This is a genomic window from Pseudoxanthomonas winnipegensis, from assembly GCF_030322905.1.
Classification (GTDB): domain Bacteria; phylum Pseudomonadota; class Gammaproteobacteria; order Xanthomonadales; family Xanthomonadaceae; genus Pseudoxanthomonas_A; species Pseudoxanthomonas_A winnipegensis.
This window is the reverse complement of record NZ_CP095475.1, coordinates 1,531,594-1,549,209: the sequence shown is the minus strand read 5'-3', so window position 1 is coordinate 1,549,209 and position 17,616 is coordinate 1,531,594. Positions and strand designations below refer to the sequence as shown.

The following is a 17,616-nucleotide window of genomic DNA, read 5'->3' as shown; positions in this document are numbered from 1 at the left end:
GCGTCAGATTCCCAGGTGTTGTGCGACGCGGCGGGCGAGTTCCTCCGGCGCGGCGATGTCGCCGCCGCCGGCTTCCAGGGCGCGCGAGGCCGCCCAGTCGTAGCAGCCCTGCAGCGACTGGCCGCCGATCAGGCCGCCGCGCGCGGCCAGCATCAGCGCGGGCTCGGCGTGGGCCGGGTCGGCGCCGCTGAGCAGCAGCACGGCGGTGCGGTACGGCGGCAGCCCGCCCAGCAGCGCGGTGACATCGACGGCTTCGGCGACGAACTCGACCTTGCCGGCGGTGGCGCGCGCCGACAGATCGTCGGGCACCACGTAGACCACGCCGGCACGGGCGACCATGCCCGCGACCGGGATGCTCACCGGCAGTGGCGAGACGCGCTCGATCTGCCGGACCAGGTTGTCGTAGCGCCCGCCATCCAGGCGCAGGTGCACCAGCACGGGCTGCTCGAGCGTGTCCGGCAGCTCGGCCAGCACGCGACGGACCGCGTCGGGCCCGCCGATGCCGGCGAACAGCAGCACCGCGCCGGGCACGATCTCGCCCTTCGGCTGCGGATCGGCCGCCACACCGTGCGCCGGGTCCAGTGCCTCGAGCTCAAGGTTCAGATCGCCGAACCCCGGCGGCAGCGGCGGCGGTTCGGCCGGCGCGCGCTTCTCCGGCACCGTGACCTGGAAATCCTCGACCAGCGAGAGCGTGCCGAACGAGGGCCGCGAGGGCGGCGGCGGCGCTTCGACCGCAACCGGCGGCGCCCCCACGGCCGGCTCGGTCGGTTCGAGCGGCGCCAGCACGGGCGTGTCGACCAGCGCCTGGCGCGTCGGCGTTTCGGGCGGCGTCCAGTTGTCCAGGTCGATGACGAACGCATCGGCCGGCTGTGCGCCGGCGGCCTCGTCCTCGAGCTCCAGCGGCGGCAGCGTGGCCGGGGCGCGATCGCCGGGCTGCGGATCCGGGACATCCGCCAACGACCAGGACACGGGCGAAGGCGACGCAGTCTGCGCGTCCACGCCATCGATTGGGTCGACCGACGCCTCAAGCGCGTCCGTCGGCACGTTCAAGCCCGGATCGACCGGCAGCGCGGCCGACTGCCCGGCGGCTTCGTCCAGATGCAGCTCCAGCCGCGCGCCTTCGTGCAGCTGTTCCGGCGCCGGCGGGCGGCCGGGTTCGGGCGCTTGCGGCGGTTCGATCTCCGCGCCCGGCGGCAGCACGTCGCGGTGGCCATGCAGCTTGGCGCGCAGATGCCTCGCCCAGCGCTGCGCGTCCCAGCCCTCGCGGGCGCTGGCCAGCGCGGCCTCGTCGTAGATCACGGTCAGGGCGGGATCGGCCAGGACCGCCTCCAGCCGGGCCAGCGCGTCCTCGATGGCCGGCTCCAGCGCCACCAGCACCACCTGTGGGCCGCTGGCGGCCAGCGTGTCGGCATCCAGGCTGTTGGGGTCGTCTTCCAGCGCGATCCGCGCGCCGGCGCCGAGCAGCGCGCCGCGCAGCTGCTCACGGGCCGCGCCCGGGCGCGCCAGCAGCACCACGCGCGGCGCGGACAGGGCGGCCTCAGTCGCGGACACGGGCGATCCCCAGCAGGTCGTACACGTTGCGCATCAGATCCAGCTCCTGGTACGGCTTGCCCATGTAGCGCTGCACGCCGATCTCCAGCGCGCGCTGGCGGTGCTTGTCGCCGGTGCGCGAGGTGATCATCACGATCGGCACGCCGGCAAAGCGCGGATCGGCGCGCATGGCGGTGGCCAGCTCGTAGCCGTCCATGCGCGGCATCTCGATGTCCAGCAGCATCAGGTCGGGCACGCGTTCCTCCAGCCGCTCCAGCGCCTCGACGCCGTCGCGCGCGGTGGCCACCTCGAAGTTGTGCCGCTCCAGCACGCGCCCGGTGACCTTGCGCATGGTCAGCGAATCGTCGACCACCATCACCAGCGGTACATGCCGCTGCTCGACCTGGGCCGAGGCCGGCACAGCCGAGACCGGCTGGGCGATATAGCGGCGCACCAGCGGCGCGGCGTCCAGGATCACCACCACGCTGCCGTCGCCGGTGATGGTGGCGCCATAGATGCCCGGGATCGAGCCGATCTGCGGGCCCACCGGCTTGACCACGATCTCGCGATTGCCCAGCACCTGGTCCACCGCCACGGCGGCGCGCAGCTCGCCGGCGCGCACCAGCAGCAGCGGCACCTGCGGCTGGCCTTCGGCCTTGGCCGGGGCCTGGCCGACCAGCGTGCCCAGATCGTGCAGGGCGTATTCCTCGCCGCCATAGACATAGGAGCCGCTGCCGGACTCGTAGCGCTCGCGGCTGATGCGGCCGACGCCGCCCACCGCCGCGACCGGCACGGCGAACTGGGTCTCGCCGATCTGCACGAACACCGCCTGGGTCACCGCCAGGGTCTGCGGCAGGCGCAGGGTGAAGCGCGTGCCCTGGCCGCGGGTCGAGGCGATCTCCAGCGAGCCGCCGAGCTGGCGCACCTCGTTGTGGACCACGTCCATGCCCACGCCGCGTCCGGCCAGCTGGCTGACTTCCTCGGCGGTGGAGAAGCCCGGCTCCAGAATCAGCCGCTCCAGGTCGACGTCGGCGATCTCCGCGCCGGGCTGCAGCATCCCGCGCTGTTCGGCGCGGCGGCGGATCGCGGCATGGTCGATGCCGGCGCCGTCGTCGGCCACCTGCAGCACCATTTCCGAACCTTCGCGGCGCAGCACCACGCGCACCGTGCCCTCTTCCGGCTTGCCCGCCGCGCGGCGCGCCTGCGGCGACTCCAGGCCATGGGCCACGGCGTTGCGCAGCAGGTGTTCCAGCGGCGCGGTCATGCGCTCGAGGACGTTGCGGTCCAGTTCGCCGTGGGCGCCCTCCAGCTGCAGCTGGGCCTGCTTGCCTGTGTCGGCTGCGGCCTGGCGCAGCACCCGGCGCAGCCGCGGCACGCTGCCTTCGAAGGGCACCATGCGTGCGCGCATCAGGCCGTCCTGCAGTTCCGAGCTCACCCGCGACTGCTGGCCGAGCAGGCTGTCGTTCTGCCGCGCCAGGTCGTCCAGCACGCCCTGCAGGCCGCTGATGTCGGCGGCCGATTCGGCCAGCGCGCGGGACAGCTGCTGCAGCGTGGAGAAGCGGTCCAGCTCCAGCGGATCGAAGGCGGTGTCGCGCGTGTCCTGCTCGCGCTGATAGCGGGCGACGATCTGCGCCTCGGTCTCGAGGTCAAGGCGGCGCAGCTGATCGTGCAGACGCGTATTGGTGCGGTCCAGCTCGGCCATGGCCGCGCGGAAGGCCCCCATCTGCTGCTCGAGGCGAGCGCGATAGATCGCCACCTCGCCGGCGTGGTTGACCAGCTGGTCGAGCAGATCGGCGCGTACGCGCACCTGCTCCTGGCCGCTGCCCGACGAGGCCTGCTCGTCCTCACCCTGGCCGTGCAGGTCCAGCGGGGCCGACAGCGGCGGCAGGTCCGGGATCGGCTGCGGCACCAGCGGCGCGATGGCCACGGGCGCGGGCGCGAGCGACTCGGCGGTCGTCTCCGCGGCGGGCGGCGTCGGCTCGGCGGCGGCCTCGACGGCCCACGGCGTGCGCGGCTCGGCGTCGACGAAAGCCGCGTCGCTGGCCGGTTCGTCCGAAGACATCGCCGCACGCTCGGCCTCGGCCTGGCGGATGGCGCTGGCGTAGGAGGTGCCCAGGGCCACGTCCAGCGCAGCCAGCAGCTCCGCGTCCAGATAGTCGGCCGACGAGGCAGTGGCCGGCTCGGGTTCTACGCTCGCAGGCTCCTCAGCGAAGCCTGGCTGCGAAGAGGGCTGCGTTTCGTCCTGCAGATCCCAGGCCGGCGGCGCGGGGTCGCGATGCTCGTCCGTTGATACCGGCTCGTGCGGCGCCTGGCTCGCCTCGGCCTCCGGCAGGAAGCCGAAGGCCTCGGCATCCTGGCTGTCCGGCATCGATTCGTCGACGGCGTCCAGCGCCTCGGCCGGTTCGGCCGGCAGCGCGTCCTCGCGCTCCGGCGAGACGGTGAAGGCGAACGGCTCGGCTTGCTGGTCGGCGGCGGGTTCCTGGACGCCCGGCTCCTGCTCGTCCAGGGCGTCAGCGCCGGACGGGGCCGCTTCGATCGACGGCGGCGCCTGTTCGAACGACGTCGCCTCAGGCGAGGCCGCCTCGGGCGGTGCCACGTCGTCGAAGGACACTTCCTCGATCTGCAGCTCATCGAACGCCGGCGATTCGGCCGGCGCGGCCGCACCCTCGTCCGTGGTCACCTCGCCACGCGCACGCGCGTCGAACTCGGCCACCAGCGCCGGCTGCGGGGCCACGACGCGGTAGGCGGCCGTGCGTCCGAGCATGCCGTGCAGGGCGTCGAAGCCGCGCTCCAGCAGGCCGATCACGCCGCGGTCCACATCGGTGCGGTGTTCGGCGACCTGCTCCAGCAGAGACTCGATCGCATGGCCGAGGTCGCCGATCGGCTCGATGCCGGCCATGCGCGCGCCGCCCTTGATGGTGTGCAGGTCGCGCTGCAGTCCGATCACCAGGCTGCGGTCGTCCGGCGCCTGGCGCAGGCGCGCCAGCAGGCCGTCGGAGTGGTCGAGCAGGTCGTTGCCCTCCTCGACGAAGATATCGACCAGGTCGCGGTCGAGCACGCTGAAATCCAGCAGGCGCTCGGTCTGATCCTTCGCTTCGTTGGCCACCGGCTCGCTCAAGGAGGCCGCATGCGCCTCCTCGTGCGCCGGACCATGGCCGGCCGCACCATCCAGGGCCTCGATGTCCTCGGCCTGGTCTTCGGCGAACAGCGCCTCGGGCGCGTAGTCGTCCTGGGCCTCGGCGATGTGCGTCGGCGCGGCCGGCGTGGCGGTGAACGTGGCGTCCGCCGATTCGGGCAACGGCGCGTCTTCGGCGGTCTCGGCGGCGGCTTCCAGCGCGACCGGGCCGCCCTGCATCACCTCGCTCACCTCGGCGACCGTCGGCTCGCTCGGCTCCGGCGCGGCTGGCGCCGGCGGCTCGAAGGCCTGCGTGTGTTCGTACCAGGCCATGGCCTCGGCCGCCGCTTCCGGCTCGGTCAGGGCGACATCGCCATCGGCCGGTGTCTGCGCCAGCGCCTCCAGCTCGGCCCGCTCCTCCTCGCTGAGCGACTCTTCGTCGTCCAGCGCGCGCACATCGGCGTCGTCGGCGGTCTCGGGCAGATCCTCGAAGGCGAGCAGGTCCGGGTCGATCTGTGGATCGCGCTCGGCGTGGGCCTCCAGCGAGACGTCATCGGCCGCGCCTTCCGGCTGCGGCGCGCCGGTATCGAAAGCGGCCAGTTCCGGCGGCAGCGGCGCCTCGAACGTCGGCACCGGCGGCTCAGCCGTCGCCCTGTTGGGACGTTCGGCCTGATAATCCAGGCGCAGGTCGAACCAGGTCGCCTGGCCGTCGTCGACCGGCGGGGCGTGCGGCGCCGGCGGCTCGAACGCGTCCAGCGTCGGCACGAATTCCACGTGTCCGTCGACGAAGCGCGAGAGGTCCATCGCGCCGGTGAGTTCCAGATCGACCGGCGTCTCCGTCTTCAATGGCGCCACGGGCGCCAGCCCCGGATAGGTGGCTTGATCCTGATCGTCCACCGAGGCGGTGAACAGGCGCTGGGCCGCGGGCAGGCTGTCGCGCCGCTCCTCCAGCAGCGCACGCAGCACCAGGAACTGCGGGATGCGCGGCTGCGGCTCCTGCAGCGCGGCGATGGTGGCGCGCACGGCCGCGGCGGCCGAGGCCAGCCCTTCGACGCCGGCCGGATCGGCCTGCACCTGGTTGGCCAGCAGCCGCTTGACGTACTGCTCGGCGCGGCCGGTGACCTCGGTGATCTCCGGCACATCCGCCATCGCGAAGGCGCCGTTGATCGTGTGGAAGGCGCGCAGCAACGGCTCGCTCGCCGCGGCGGACTGGGCGTTGCGCGCCTGCGCCAGCCAGGCATCGATCACCTGCAGGTGGTTGGCGACCTCGGTTTCCAGGATCTCGCGCAGCACGCTGTCCACGGTGGCGGGCGTGCCCTCGTGCGAGGGCGCGGGCGCGGCGGTTTCGCGCTCGTCCTGCGCGGCGGCTGCAGCGGGGACTTCGCTAACCGGGGCAGCGTCGTACCACGCGTCTTCGCCGCTGGCCAGGCGCTCGGCGATCGCCTCGATCCCGGCCAGGTCGGCCTGCACGCCGGCGCGGCCGCGCAGGGCCGCATCGAGCTGGGGCAGCGTGTCGGTGGCCTGCTGCAGCAGCGTCTGCACGGCCGCGCTGGGCGGACGCGAGCCGTCCAACACGCGATTGAGCATGTTCTCGATCTTCCACGAGAACTCGCCAAGCAGGCGCGCGCCGACCAGGCGGCCGCTGCCCTTGAGGGTATGGAAGACGCGCCGGATCGGGCGCAGGCGCTCCAGGTCATCCGGCTTGGCCAGCCACAGCGGCAGCAGCTGGCGCAGGTTGCCGATCTCCTCGTCGAATTCCTCGAGGAAGACGTCGCGGATCTCGTCGTCGATATCGTGGCCGGACACGTCGAAGCCGGCGGCCAGCGCGGGCGCATCGGTCGCAGGCGCCGCGTCCTGCGGCGGGAGCGAGGAGACCGGATAGGCGGCGTCCTCGGGCGCGGCTGTCGTTGTCGGCGACGGCTGCGCGGGCGCGGCGGCGTCCTGCTCGTAGGCGAAGGCCGGCTGGCCGACCGAAGGCAGCAGCGCTTCCAGAGCGGGATCGGGCCGCAGTGCGTCTTCCGGCGCTTGCTCGGGTTCGGGCGAGCGCTCGGCCGGCCGCTCGATGGCCTCGGTGACGGGCGCATCGTCGGCGAGATCGAACGCCGGCGCGTCCGTGTCTGCCGCGACGTCTTCGTCGGGCGCAGCCAGGGGCGGCACGTCTGCGTCAGGCGCCTGATCGGACAACTCAAGCTCCGTTGCGCCGGCCGCCACCGGCGACGGCACCTCGTCGCGTTCACTGGCCACCGGATCGAACACCGAGGCATCACTGGCCGTCGGTTCGAACGCCGGCAAGGCGTCGGCGTGCTCGAGCGCATCGTGCAGGTCCAGGCGGATCGCCTGCGCGGGCGCATCGTCCTGGCCCTCGAATTCGCTGGCCACCGGGTCGAACGCCGAGGCGCTGCTCGCCTGCGGCTCGAACGCCGGCAGCGCCGGCGCACGTTCGATCTCCAGCGCCTCGCCGGCGGGCACGCTGTCGGCGGCCTCCGGCGTCAGACCGACCGACGCCGGCGCGCTCGAATCGTCAGCATCGTGCGCGCCTTCGGCTTCCGCCTGCCGCGCCTCCGGCACTTGCGGCACCGGCAGCGGCCAGTAGCGCAGCGTCTCCAGGCTGGAGCGGGTGATGCCGAGGATTTCCTCGCGGTTGGGGTGGTGCTCGCGCAGCGCCTCCAGGTAGTACTCCAGGCTGGCCATCGCATCGGCCAGCGTGTCCAGCTGCGCGCCGCCGGGCACGCGCCGGCGCTCGATCAGCTCGGTACCGATGTAGCGGCGCACGCCTTCGACGTAGTCGGCCGGTTCGGCCAGCTCGAGCATGCGCAGCGCGCCGCCGACCTCGCCCAGCAGGCGCGGCATCGCCTCCAGCTGCGCGTGGTCCCAGCCGGTCTCGATGAAGGCCACGAACTGCTGGCGCGCCTCGGCGAAATTGCGCATCGCCTCGCCGGCCAGCGCTTCGACCGTGCGCCGCGACTCGGCGGCCTGGGCGTCCGGCGCGCCGCCGGCATCGCCCAGGTGCGCGACCTGGTCGTCCAGCGAGGCATCGACGTAGAGCAGCGCCCCGGCGATATCCAGCAGCGCGCTCTCGTCGGGCGCGCGCCGGCCGTCGACCAGCTCGGCCAGGCAATCGCGCTGCTGCAGCACCACGTTGCGCGCCAGGCCCAGGCCCATCATGCCGAGCGTGTCGGCCACGCTGCCCAGCTGCGCCACCTGCGGCGCCAGGCCTGCGATGTCCGCGCCGGTGCGCAGCTGCAGGTCCAGCGCGTCCTTGACGCGCATCAGCTCTTCCTTGACCACGCCGCCGACGGTGTCCAGCAGCGCGCGGTTGCGCCCGCTCAGGCTGCTGCGGGCGTGGTCGATCTCGGCCTGGCTGGGCGAGGCGGCGGACAGGTCGAAGGCGCGGCGCAGGTCTTCCAGCGCCGGATGCCGCGCATCGGTCTGCGCCACTTGGTAAAGCAGCAGCCGGGTGGGCTCCTGCCCGGGCGTGGCGCCGGGGACCAGCCCCTGGCGCAGCTGGCGTACGGCGCGCAGCACCGCGGCGAAGCCTTGGTGCAGCGCCGGGCTGGGCGTCAGCGCGCCGTCGCGCAGCGCCTCGGCCACGCTGCTGGCCACCCACAGCATGCGCCGGGCGGCGGTGTGCTCGGCCAGGCGCTGCAGCGGGATCAGGGCCGACGCCAAGGCGCCGGCGTCGGCCGGCGTCCCGTCCTCGGGCCAGCCGGCGAAGGTGCGTTCGAGATGATCGCCCGCCTGGGCGAAGCGTGCCTCGCGCGTGCTGGAGGGCAGCGGCTCGGTGGCCGGCACGTCCTGCGGCAGCGGGCGGCTCAGATCCGGGGCGAACAGCACGCTCTCGCTCAGGCCGGCCTCGCCGCGCGCGGCGCGGATCTCGTTGAGCAGCGGCAGCAGCACGATCGGGATGTCGCGATGGCCGCTCTGCAGGCGCTCCAGATAGTCCGGCAGCAGCACGGTGCCGCGCATCAGCGTGGCGCAGCCCTCGGCCGGGTCGGCGACCTGGCCGTCCTGCAGGGCCTGGGCGAGCTTTTCCAGCTCCTCGGCCACCATCGCCGGCGCGTACAGCTCGACCATGTGCAAGGTGCCCTGCACCTGGTGCAGGTAGCCCACGCACAGGTGCATGCGCGAGACGTCGGCCGGATGCTCGGCGAAGGACTCGATCTCCCCGCGCACCAGGCGCAGGGTCTGGTCCAGCTCGGGCTTGACCCAGCCGAGCACGGCGTGGCTCATCGCCTCGCGCAGCGCGCTCATGGCGAGCCCCGCATGCCGAAGGCCGGGTGGTGGACGATGCTGGTCATGCGTTCAATGTCCTCAGCCCGGCAGCTTGAAGTCGGCCACGGAGCGACGCAAATCCGATGCCAGCTGGGTCAGGTGTCCGATCGATTCGGCGGTCTGCCCGGCGCCCTGCGAGGTCTGCAGGGTGATGCGGCGGATCACGCCCATGGTCTGGGTGATGTCCAGGGCGGCGGTGGACTGCTGCTGGGCGGCGGCGGAGATGTTCTTGATCAGCTCGTTCAAGTCGCTGGACACCCGCTCGATCTCGCCCAGCGCCGTGCCGGCGTCCTCGGCCAGGCGCGCGCCGGAGACCACTTCGGAGGTGGTCTGCTCCATCGAGCTGACCGCCTCGTTGGTGTCGGCCTGGATCGCCTGGACCAGCGATTCGATGCGCTTGGTCGCGCCCGAGGTGCGTTCGGCCAGGCGCTGCACTTCGTCGGCCACCACCGCGAAACCGCGCCCGGCTTCGCCGGCCGAGGCCGCCTGCACCGCCGCGTTGAGCGCGAGGATATTGGTCTGCTCGGAAATGTCGTTGATCAGTTCCACCACCGAGCCGATCTCCTGCGAGGACTCGCCCAGGCGCTTGATGCGCTTGGAAGTCTCCTGGATCTGGTCGCGGATCTGGTCCATGCCGCGGATGGTCTCGCGCACCACGCCCGCGCCCTCGGTGGCGATCAGCACCGAGCGCTGCGCCACCTCGGCCGAGTCGGTGGAGTTGCGCGAGACCTCCTCGATGCTGACCGCGATCTCGTTGATGCGGTCCGAGGCGGTGGTGATCTGCTCGGCCTGATGGTTGGCCGCCTCGGCCAGCTGCAGCGCGGTGGCCTGGGTCTCCTGGGTCGAGGCGGCCACCTGCACGGAGGTGTCGTTGATCGTGGTCACCAGGTGACGCAGTTCGTCCACCGCATAGTTGATCGCGTCGGCGATCGCCCCGGTCATGTCCTCGGTGACCGAGGCCTTGACCGTCAGGTCGCCCTCGCCCAGCGAGGAGATCTCGTCGAGCAGGCGCATGATCGCCTGCTGGTTGCGGCTGTTGTATTCGACCTGGGTCTGGTAGCGGATTTCCTGCTCGCGCTGGCGCCCGGCGTAGAGGCTGTAGAGCAACGCGATCAGCGAGAGCACCAGGATGGCGCCGCCGACGATGGTGTACCAAAGGTTGGGGAACACGCGCGTGTCGCGCACCGAGCCGAATGCCGAGAACGCGTCGAACAGCTTCTTGCTGTCCTCCAGCATCTTGCCCGAACCCTCGGTGATCGCACCGGAGGCCGACTGCGCGGCGAACAGGCTGCGCGCGCTGCCCAGGATCGCGTCCAGGTCGCGCTTCATGCCGGTCCACAGCGTCTGCGACTGCTCCAGCGCCTGCACCGCCGCCGGCACGCGCAGCGGGGCGATGCCCAGCTCCTCGTTGCCGTTGCGCAGGCCTTCGATCACCTGGCCGAACAGCAGCGCATCGCGCGCCAGCGCGTCGCCGGCCATGGTCGCCGTGCTGCCGCCGGCGCGCATCTCGGTGACGTTGCGGGCCATGCGGCCGGCCACCACCACCTGCTGCAGCGCGCTGTAGACCTGCGAGGACGGCGCGCCGCTGGCGGACATGGCGCGCACCACCTCGTTGAGCTGCGCCTGTAGCTGCGGCACCTGCGCGCCGAAGCGGTTGGCGTTGCCGGCCAGCGCCAGCACGGCCGGTTCGGCGTTGACGATCTGGCCGGCGCTGGCGTCCAGCGGCTTCCAGGTAGTCAGCAGCTGCTGCAGCGCGCCCTGCACGCCCGGCTCCTGGCCGAAGCGCTCCTGCAAGCCACTCAGCGTATTGTTGATCTGGCCGCGGGTGGCCTTGAACGCGGCGTAGGCCGGGGCGTTGCCGCCGACGGCCTCGTTGGCCTGGTTGGCCAGCTGCTGGGACAGCACCTGCAGATCGGCCGCGCCGGTCGCGGCGCCGGACAAACGGCTGCCCTGATAAGTCGACATGGCCGTATTGGCCGTCACCACCAGGAAGGACAGCACCAGCAGGATCGCCCAGAACGTGGTCCCCATGCCGCCCAGCCTGGCCTTGGGCGTTTCCGCGGCAGTACTCATTGCTTGATCCCCGAAAAGAACATCAGTGAAAGCACGCGCGCCGCCACCCCAGCGGCGCTGCGTCTCCGGCGCCGCGCTATTGCGCGGCCTGCCGGAACTCCGGCGTTCGCGCCAGCAGCGATAGCGCGAACACCCCCCAATCCTGGCCGTCGCTGGAAAACGCCTGCGAGACGAAATGTCCGAAGCGGCCATCGGCCAGCGCACCCGGCGCGGCGACCTGGTCGCGGCCGAAGCTGCGCTGCCCGTACAGCTCGTCGATGGTCAGCGCCACATCGCCACCGGCCTGGCGCATCACCAGCACCCGCTGCCCCTCGTGCAGCACGGTCCGCTCGCCCTGGAGGAACTGCTTCAGGTCGATCACCGGGAACAGGTTGCCGCGCAGATTGCCCACGCCCAGCATCCACGGCTGCGCGCCGGGCACCGGCGTCACTGGCGGGATCGGCACGATCTCCACCACCTCATCGAAACTGGACACCAGCCGGCGTGACCCGATCCGGTAGGCGACCCCGCGCCACTGGTCTTCCTCGGCGCGCGCCTGCGGCAGGGCCACCGCGTGGGCCAGGCTGCGGCGCTCGTAGTCGGCCAGGATGTCGAACGGCGTGCGGATCATGCCGACACCTGCGACGGCGCGAGGCCGGAGGCGTGGGCGGCGGGGCGATGGGAAACGGCGTCCATGGCGTTCCCTGCGGCTCAGGCGGCGACGTGGGTGCGGATGGCCTCGAGCAGCTCCTCCCGCGTGAACGGTTTGGTGAGGTACTGCTCGGACCCGACGATGCGCCCGCGCGCCTTGTCGAACAGGCCGTCCTTGGAGGACAGCATGATCACCGGCGTGCTCTTGAAGACCTGGTTGTTCTTGATCAGCGCGCAGGTCTGGTAGCCGTCCAGGCGCGGCATCATGATGTCCACGAAGATGATCTGCGGCTGCTGGTCGGCGATCTTGGCCAGCGCCTCGAAGCCGTCGGTGGCGGTCACCACCTCGCAGCCCTCGCGCTTGAGCAGGGTCTCGGCCGTGCGCCGGATGGTTTTCGAATCGTCGATCACCATCACCCGCAGGCCGTCCAATCCACCGGCCTGGCTATCGTTGTCTGTCATGGCGGAGCATTCCCCTGGCGCGCGACGCTTCATCGGCGGCATCGCTGCGAAGCGCCTTATATCCCACCCGTCTACGCGGCCTGTCAAGACGGCGCAGCCGGTGGCGCGCGCTCTGTGACGCCCATTGCAGAACCGTGGGGCGCGGCCGGCGCCTGTTACCATCAAGACCCTGTCGCACCCCCTTCCCGTACGCCTCATGCCTCTCGACGTCATCGTGGTGATGGACCCCATCGGGTCGATCAAGATCGCCAAGGACACCACCTTCGCCATGCTGCTCGAGGCCCAGCGGCGTGGCCACCGGCTGCATTACGTCATTCCGGGCGGGCTGTCGCTGCGCGGCGGTGCGGCCCTGGCGCGCACCGCGCCGCTGGCCGTGGCCGACGACAAGGCCGGCTGGTTCACCCTGGGGGCCGAGACCGAGACCGTGTTCGGCCCGGGCCAGGTCGTGCTGATGCGCAAGGACCCGCCGGTCGATCCGGAATACGTCTACGACACGCAGGTGCTGGAGATCGCCCAGCGCGCCGGCGCGCTGGTGGTCAACAACCCGCAGGGCCTGCGCGACTACAACGAGAAGCTGGCCGCGCTGCTGTTCCCGCAGTGCTGCCCGCCCACGCGCGTGAGCCGCAGCGCCGCCGAGCTCAAGGCCTTCGTCCACGAGCACGGTCAGGCGGTGCTCAAGCCGCTGGACGGCATGGGCGGGCGCTCGATCTTCCGCACCGGCACCGGCGATCCCAACCTCAACGTGATCCTGGAAACGCTGACCGACGGCGGCCGCAAACTGGCGCTGGCGCAGAAGTTCATCCCGGACATCAGCGCCGGCGACAAGCGCGTGCTGCTGGTCGACGGCGAGGTGATCGACTACTGCCTGGCGCGCATCCCGCAGGGCGATGAGTTCCGCGGCAACCTGGCCGCCGGCGGCCGCGGCGAGGGCCGCCCGATCAGCGAGCGCGACCGCTGGATCGCCAGCCAGGTCGGTCCGGCGATGAAGGCGCACGGCATGCTGTTCGTCGGCCTGGACGTGATCGGCGACTACCTGACCGAGGTCAACGTCACCAGCCCGACCTGCGTGCGCGAGCTGGACGCCCAGTTCGGCCTGAACATCGCCGGCCAGCTGTTCGACGCGATCGAGCGCAAGCTCGCGGCCTGATCCGCGCCATGTCGTCCGCCGCGCTGCCCGCGCCCCCGCTCGACGAGAACGCCCGACTCGGCGCCACCCTGGCGCTGTCGGTGCTGATCCACGGCATCGTGCTGCTGGGGCTGGGCTTCGCGCTGGACGACAACGCGCCGGTGGTGCCGACCCTGGACGTGATCCTCAGCCAGACCAGCACGCCGCTGACGCCCAAGCAGGCCGATTTCCTGGCGGCGGCCAGCCAGCAGGGCGGCGGCGATGCGCAGAAGTCGCGGCGGCCGCGCGAAAGCCAGGCCGGCGTGGTACCGCAGGCCGAGGCCGGCGTCTCGCCGGTGCCGCTGCGCGCGCAGGCGCCCGACGCCGCCCCGCCGCCGCAGGCCCGGGTCGTCACCGCCGCCGACTCGGACATCATCGTCCCGCCGCAGGAAGCGCATCCGCGCCCCGACCGGCCGGACCTGCCACCGGGCGAGCAGAAGATCGAGCACGACATGGAAATGGCGCGCCTGGCCGCCGAGATCCACCTGCGCTCGGACCTGTACGCCAAGCGGCCCAAGCGCAAGTTCGTCTCGGCCAGCACCCAGGAATACGCCTGGGCCAACTATCTGCGCGCCTGGGTCGATCGCGCCGAGCGCGTGGGCAACCTCAACTACCCCGACGAGGCGCGCCGCAAGCGCCTGTCCGGGCAGGTGGTGATCTCGGTGGCGGTGCGCCGCAACGGCACGGTCGAGCAGAGCCGGATCATCCAGTCCAGCGGCGTGCCGTTGCTGGATTCGGCCGCCCTGCGCGTGGTCGCGCTGGCCGCGCCCTTCCCGCCTCTGCCCGACACCGACGAGCACGTGGACATCCTGCACGTCACCCGGACTTGGGTGTTCCTGCCGGCGGGTGAGCTGCGCGACCAGTAGGTTCGCGCAAAGCGCGGGCGGCAGAGCGGACGGACTAGCCTGTGGGTGGTGCCAACGGATCCGCCTCGCCACCGTTGACCACCCCCACGTAGAGCGGAGCTTGCTCCGCTGCGCTTGTGTCGGATCGTTGGCAAAGCCCCAGCGGAGCAAGCTCCGCTCTACACGGCCGCGAGGTGATGTGAAGAGACAGGTGCTCCCCAGACGCGCGGCGCATCGCATCGTGTGGGCTGCCCTGGCGGCGATCAGGCTTTCCCGAAGAAGCCGCTTCGCACAAGACCCCACATGCTCATCCTCCTGTCTTCGCCGCCTTCGCCGCGCGCAGCGCCTGCTGCTCCTCCAGCGTCAGCGCCACGTTGTTGCGCAGGTAGGCCGGTTCGACGGATTCGGGAGACGGGCGCTCACCGCGCGCCCAGGCCTGCAGCGCCAGGGTGGCCACGTCGGCGGCATGCGGCAGCGCGCCTGCGTCCACGGCGATGAGTTGGTCCTGCAGCCGCGCGGCAAGGGCGCCGTCGACCGCGGCGAATCCGGTGCCCACGGCCTGCCACCCGCCTTCACCATCGGCCAGCGCGACCGCCTCGGGCGCGCCCACCGTCTCGGCATCCAGCGCCTCCAGCACCTCGCCCTGGCGGCGATAGCAGGCGGAATACACCTCACCCATGCGCGCGTCGATCGCGGCCATCACGCGGGTGGCCTCGGCAGGGGCGCGCAGCGCCAGGGCCTGCAGCGTCGACACCGGCAGCAGCGGCCGGTCCAGGGCCAGCGCCAGGCCCTGGCCCAGCGCGATCGCCAGGCGCACGCCGGTAAACGCGCCGGGCCCGCGCCCCACCGCGATCGCATCGAGCTGCGACTTGGCCACGCCCGCCTGGTCCAGCAGCGCCTGCGCCCACGGCAGCGCCAATTCGGCATGGCGGCGCGGCGCGAGCTCGAAGCGCTCGATCACCTGACCATCGACGGACAGGGCGACCGAACAGGCTTCGGTGGAGGTTTCAAAGGCGAGCAGGCGCATGCGGCGGATCGGGAGCGAAGAAACAGTGCGCCATTCTGCGCCCTCGCACCGGCGCGGCCAAACGCGCCAAGGCTGCCTGTGCTCACAGGCCTCCCCGTCGCTGCCATGCACACGCACGGTGCAGCTCGCGCTTGCTGGGGAAAGTGCTCATTACCGTCGTCCCCGAGAAAGCGGGAACCCAGCGACTTTCGCGCGCAGGAGCCAGAGGCACTGGGTTCCCGCTTTCGCGGGAACGACGATAGAAGGTTCGTCGACGGCGCTTGGCCTTCTGCAACGAAGGCCGAAGCGAAGCGCTTGCCTCACTCTTCACCTCGAGCCGCCGTCGGCCGCGCGAAGGCCCCGAAAGCAAAACGGGCCGCCCGAAGGCGACCCGTCGTGTGCAACAAGCAGCTGGCAGCGCGGCTTACTTCACCAGCGCAGCGATCGCGGCACCCAGATCGCCCGGCGAGCGGACGGTCTTGACGCCCGCGGCTTCCATCGCCGCGAACTTGCCTTCGGCCGTACCCTTGCCGCCCGAGGCGATCGCGCCGGCATGGCCCATGCGCTTGCCGGCCGGGGCCGAGGCGCCGGCGATGAAGCCGACGACCGGCTTCTTGACGTGCTTGGCGATGTACTCGGCGCCGGCTTCCTCGGCGTCGCCGCCGATCTCGCCGACCATGATGATGCCTTCGGTCTGCGGGTCTTCGTTGAACAGCTTGAGGCAGTCGACGAAGTTCAGGCCGTTGATCGGGTCGCCGCCGATGCCGATGCAGGTGCTCTGGCCCAGGCCGACCTCGGTGGTCTGCTTGACCGCCTCATAGGTCAGCGTGCCCGAACGCGAGACGATGCCGATCTTGCCCGGCTTGTGGATGTGGCCCGGCATGATGCCGATCTTGCACTCGCCCGGAGTGATGACGCCCGGGCAGTTCGGCCCGATCAGCACGGTGTCCGGATGGGCGCGGGTGAGCACGTTCTTGACGCGCAGCATGTCCAGCACTGGGATGCCTTCGGTGATGCACACGATGACCTTGATGCCGGCCGCGGCCGCTTCCAGGATCGCGTCGGCCGCGAACGGCGGCGGCACGTAGATGACCGAGGCGTCGGCGCCGGTGGCCTGCACCGCATCGGCCACGGTGTTGAACACCGGCAGCTCGAGGTGGGTGGTGCCGCCCTTGCCGGGGGTCACGCCGCCGACCACCTGGGTGCCGTAATCGAGCATCTGGGTGGCGTGGAAGGTGCCCTGCTGGCCGGTGAAGCCCTGCACGATCACCTTGGTGTTCTTGTTGATGAGGACAGACATTGGATTTCCTTCGGTGTCGTGGATCAGGCGGCGTTCTTGACGGCTTCAACGACCTTCTTGGCGCCGTCGTTGATGTTGTCGGCCGGGATGATGGCCATGCCGCTGTCGCGCAGCAGCTGCTTGCCTTCCTCCACGTTGGTGCCTTCCAGGCGCACGACCACCGGCACCTTGACGCCCACTTCCTTGACCGCGGCGATGATGCCCTCGGCGATCATGTCGCAGCGCACGATGCCGCCGAAGATGTTGACGAAGATGCCCTGCACCTTGTCCGAGGACAGGATGAGCTTGAAGGCCTCGATCACGCGCTGCTTGTTGGCACCGCCGCCCACGTCCAGGAAGTTGGCCGGCTCGCCGCCGTTGAGCTTGATCACGTCCATGGTGGCCATGGCCAGGCCGGCGCCGTTGACCATGCAGCCGATGTTGCCGTCCATGGTCACGTAGTTGATGTCCAGCTCCGAGGCGATCACCTCGGTCGGATCTTCCTGGGTCTTGTCGCGCATGGCGACCAGATCCTTGTGACGGAAGTTGGCGTTGTCGTCGCTGTTGAACTTGCCGTCCAGCGCGTACAGGTTGCCATCGTCCAGGATCGCCAGCGGGTTGATCTCGACCAGCGCCAGGTCCTTGTCGTTGAAGATGCGGTACAGGTTGACCATGATGCTGGCCAGCTGGCCGGCCTGCTTGGCGGTCAGGCCCAGCTTGAAGCCGATGTCGCGGCCGTGGTAGCCCTGCACGCCCTCGACGAAGTCCACGTTGAGCGTATGGATCTTGTCCGGGGTTTCGGCGGCGACCTGCTCGATCTCCATGCCGCCCTCGGAAGAGGCGATGTAGGTGATGGTCTTGGTGCCACGGTCGACCAGGACCGACAGGTAGAGCTCCTTGACGATCTCGCCGGCGGTGGTCACCAGCACCAGGCCGATCGGCAGCTCGACGCCGGCGGTCTGGTAGGTCGCCATCTTGGTGCCGAGCATCTTGGCCGCGGCCGCCTTCACATCGTCGGTCGTCTTGCAGAACTTGACGCCACCCGCCTTGCCGCGGCCACCGGCGTGGATCTGGGCCTTGACCATCCAAGGGCCCTGCCCCAGCGACTTGGCCACTTCAACCGCTTCGTCCGGGGTCGCGGCGACCTTGCCGGCCGGGACCGGGATGCCGTATTCGGCAAGCAGTTGTTTTGCCTGGTATTCGTGGAAATTCATGCGTCACCGTATAGATAAGGTCAGT

Annotated in this window: 10 protein-coding genes; 2 read left to right on the top strand and 8 right to left on the bottom strand. The window is 71.1% G+C overall.

All coding sequences use genetic code 11. The features are described 5' to 3' along the window. Positions 1-3: 3 nt before the first annotated feature. The 5 genes from MWN52_RS06845 to pilG form a co-directional block, all read right to left on the bottom strand. Entirely contained in the window at positions 4-1,551 is a 1,548-nt protein-coding gene (locus MWN52_RS06845; protein ID WP_286577181.1) for a chemotaxis protein CheB, read from the bottom strand. After that, a complete protein-coding gene (locus MWN52_RS06840; RefSeq protein WP_286577180.1) occupies positions 1,538-8,896 on the bottom strand; it encodes an Hpt domain-containing protein in 7,359 nt (2,452 codons plus the stop codon). Before MWN52_RS06840 ends, MWN52_RS06845 begins: the two co-directional genes overlap by 14 nt. 60 nt (positions 8,897-8,956) lie before the next feature. Further along, positions 8,957-10,990, bottom strand: coding sequence for a methyl-accepting chemotaxis protein (locus tag MWN52_RS06835; protein ID WP_286577179.1), 2,034 nt, complete (start codon positions 10,988-10,990; stop codon positions 8,957-8,959). A gap of 76 nt (positions 10,991-11,066) precedes the next feature. Then, positions 11,067-11,597 carry a chemotaxis protein CheW gene (locus MWN52_RS06830; RefSeq protein ID WP_286577699.1) on the bottom strand — a complete coding sequence of 177 codons (531 nt, stop codon included), beginning with the start codon at positions 11,595-11,597 and terminating at the stop codon, positions 11,067-11,069. Positions 11,598-11,680: 83 nt separating this feature from the next. Then, positions 11,681-12,082, bottom strand: a complete 402-nt coding sequence (gene pilG / locus MWN52_RS06825; RefSeq protein ID WP_130519276.1) for a twitching motility response regulator PilG — start codon at positions 12,080-12,082, stop codon at positions 11,681-11,683. 196 nt (positions 12,083-12,278) lie between these two features. On the opposite strand from pilG, the gene gshB reads away from it, so the two are divergent. Continuing rightward, on the top strand, positions 12,279-13,229 hold the full coding sequence (gshB, locus tag MWN52_RS06820) for a glutathione synthase (RefSeq protein ID WP_286577178.1): 951 nt from the start codon (positions 12,279-12,281) through the stop codon (positions 13,227-13,229). Positions 13,230-13,237: 8 nt separating this feature from the next. Continuing rightward, a complete protein-coding gene (locus MWN52_RS06815; RefSeq protein ID WP_286577177.1) occupies positions 13,238-14,113 on the top strand; it encodes an energy transducer TonB in 876 nt (291 codons plus the stop codon). A gap of 286 nt (positions 14,114-14,399) precedes the next feature. Here the strand turns inward: MWN52_RS06815 and tsaB are convergent, their stop codons facing one another. From tsaB to sucC, 3 genes are all read right to left on the bottom strand, one after another. After that, positions 14,400-15,119, bottom strand: coding sequence for a tRNA (adenosine(37)-N6)-threonylcarbamoyltransferase complex dimerization subunit type 1 TsaB (gene tsaB / locus MWN52_RS06810; RefSeq protein ID WP_286577176.1), 720 nt, complete (start codon positions 15,117-15,119; stop codon positions 14,400-14,402). A gap of 403 nt (positions 15,120-15,522) precedes the next feature. Further along, positions 15,523-16,398 (bottom strand): succinate--CoA ligase subunit alpha, encoded by an 876-nt coding sequence (sucD, locus tag MWN52_RS06805; RefSeq protein ID WP_130519284.1) that lies wholly within the window; start codon positions 16,396-16,398, stop codon positions 15,523-15,525. 23 nt (positions 16,399-16,421) lie between these two features. Then, positions 16,422-17,591: an ADP-forming succinate--CoA ligase subunit beta gene (sucC, locus tag MWN52_RS06800; RefSeq protein WP_130519285.1), complete on the bottom strand. Its 1,170-nt coding sequence runs from the start codon at positions 17,589-17,591 to the stop codon at positions 16,422-16,424. Between the last annotated feature and the right edge of the window lie 25 nt (positions 17,592-17,616).

Bases quoted from the DNA above. Each gene is read 5' to 3' on its own strand.
- MWN52_RS06840 (WP_286577180.1), bottom strand. From the start codon at position 8,896: ATGAGCGCGCTGCGCGAGGCGATGAGCCACGCCGTGCTCGGCTGGGTC.
- MWN52_RS06835 (WP_286577179.1), bottom strand. From the start codon at position 10,990: ATGAGTACTGCCGCGGAAACGCCCAAGGCCAGGCTGGGCGGCATGGGG.
- pilG (WP_130519276.1), bottom strand. From the start codon at position 12,082: ATGACAGACAACGATAGCCAGGCCGGTGGATTGGACGGCCTGCGGGTG.
- gshB (WP_286577178.1), top strand. From the start codon at position 12,279: ATGCCTCTCGACGTCATCGTGGTGATGGACCCCATCGGGTCGATCAAG.
- MWN52_RS06815 (WP_286577177.1), top strand. From the start codon at position 13,238: ATGTCGTCCGCCGCGCTGCCCGCGCCCCCGCTCGACGAGAACGCCCGA.
- tsaB (WP_286577176.1), bottom strand. From the start codon at position 15,119: ATGCGCCTGCTCGCCTTTGAAACCTCCACCGAAGCCTGTTCGGTCGCC.
- sucD (WP_130519284.1), bottom strand. From the start codon at position 16,398: ATGTCTGTCCTCATCAACAAGAACACCAAGGTGATCGTGCAGGGCTTC.
- sucC (WP_130519285.1), bottom strand. From the start codon at position 17,591: ATGAATTTCCACGAATACCAGGCAAAACAACTGCTTGCCGAATACGGC.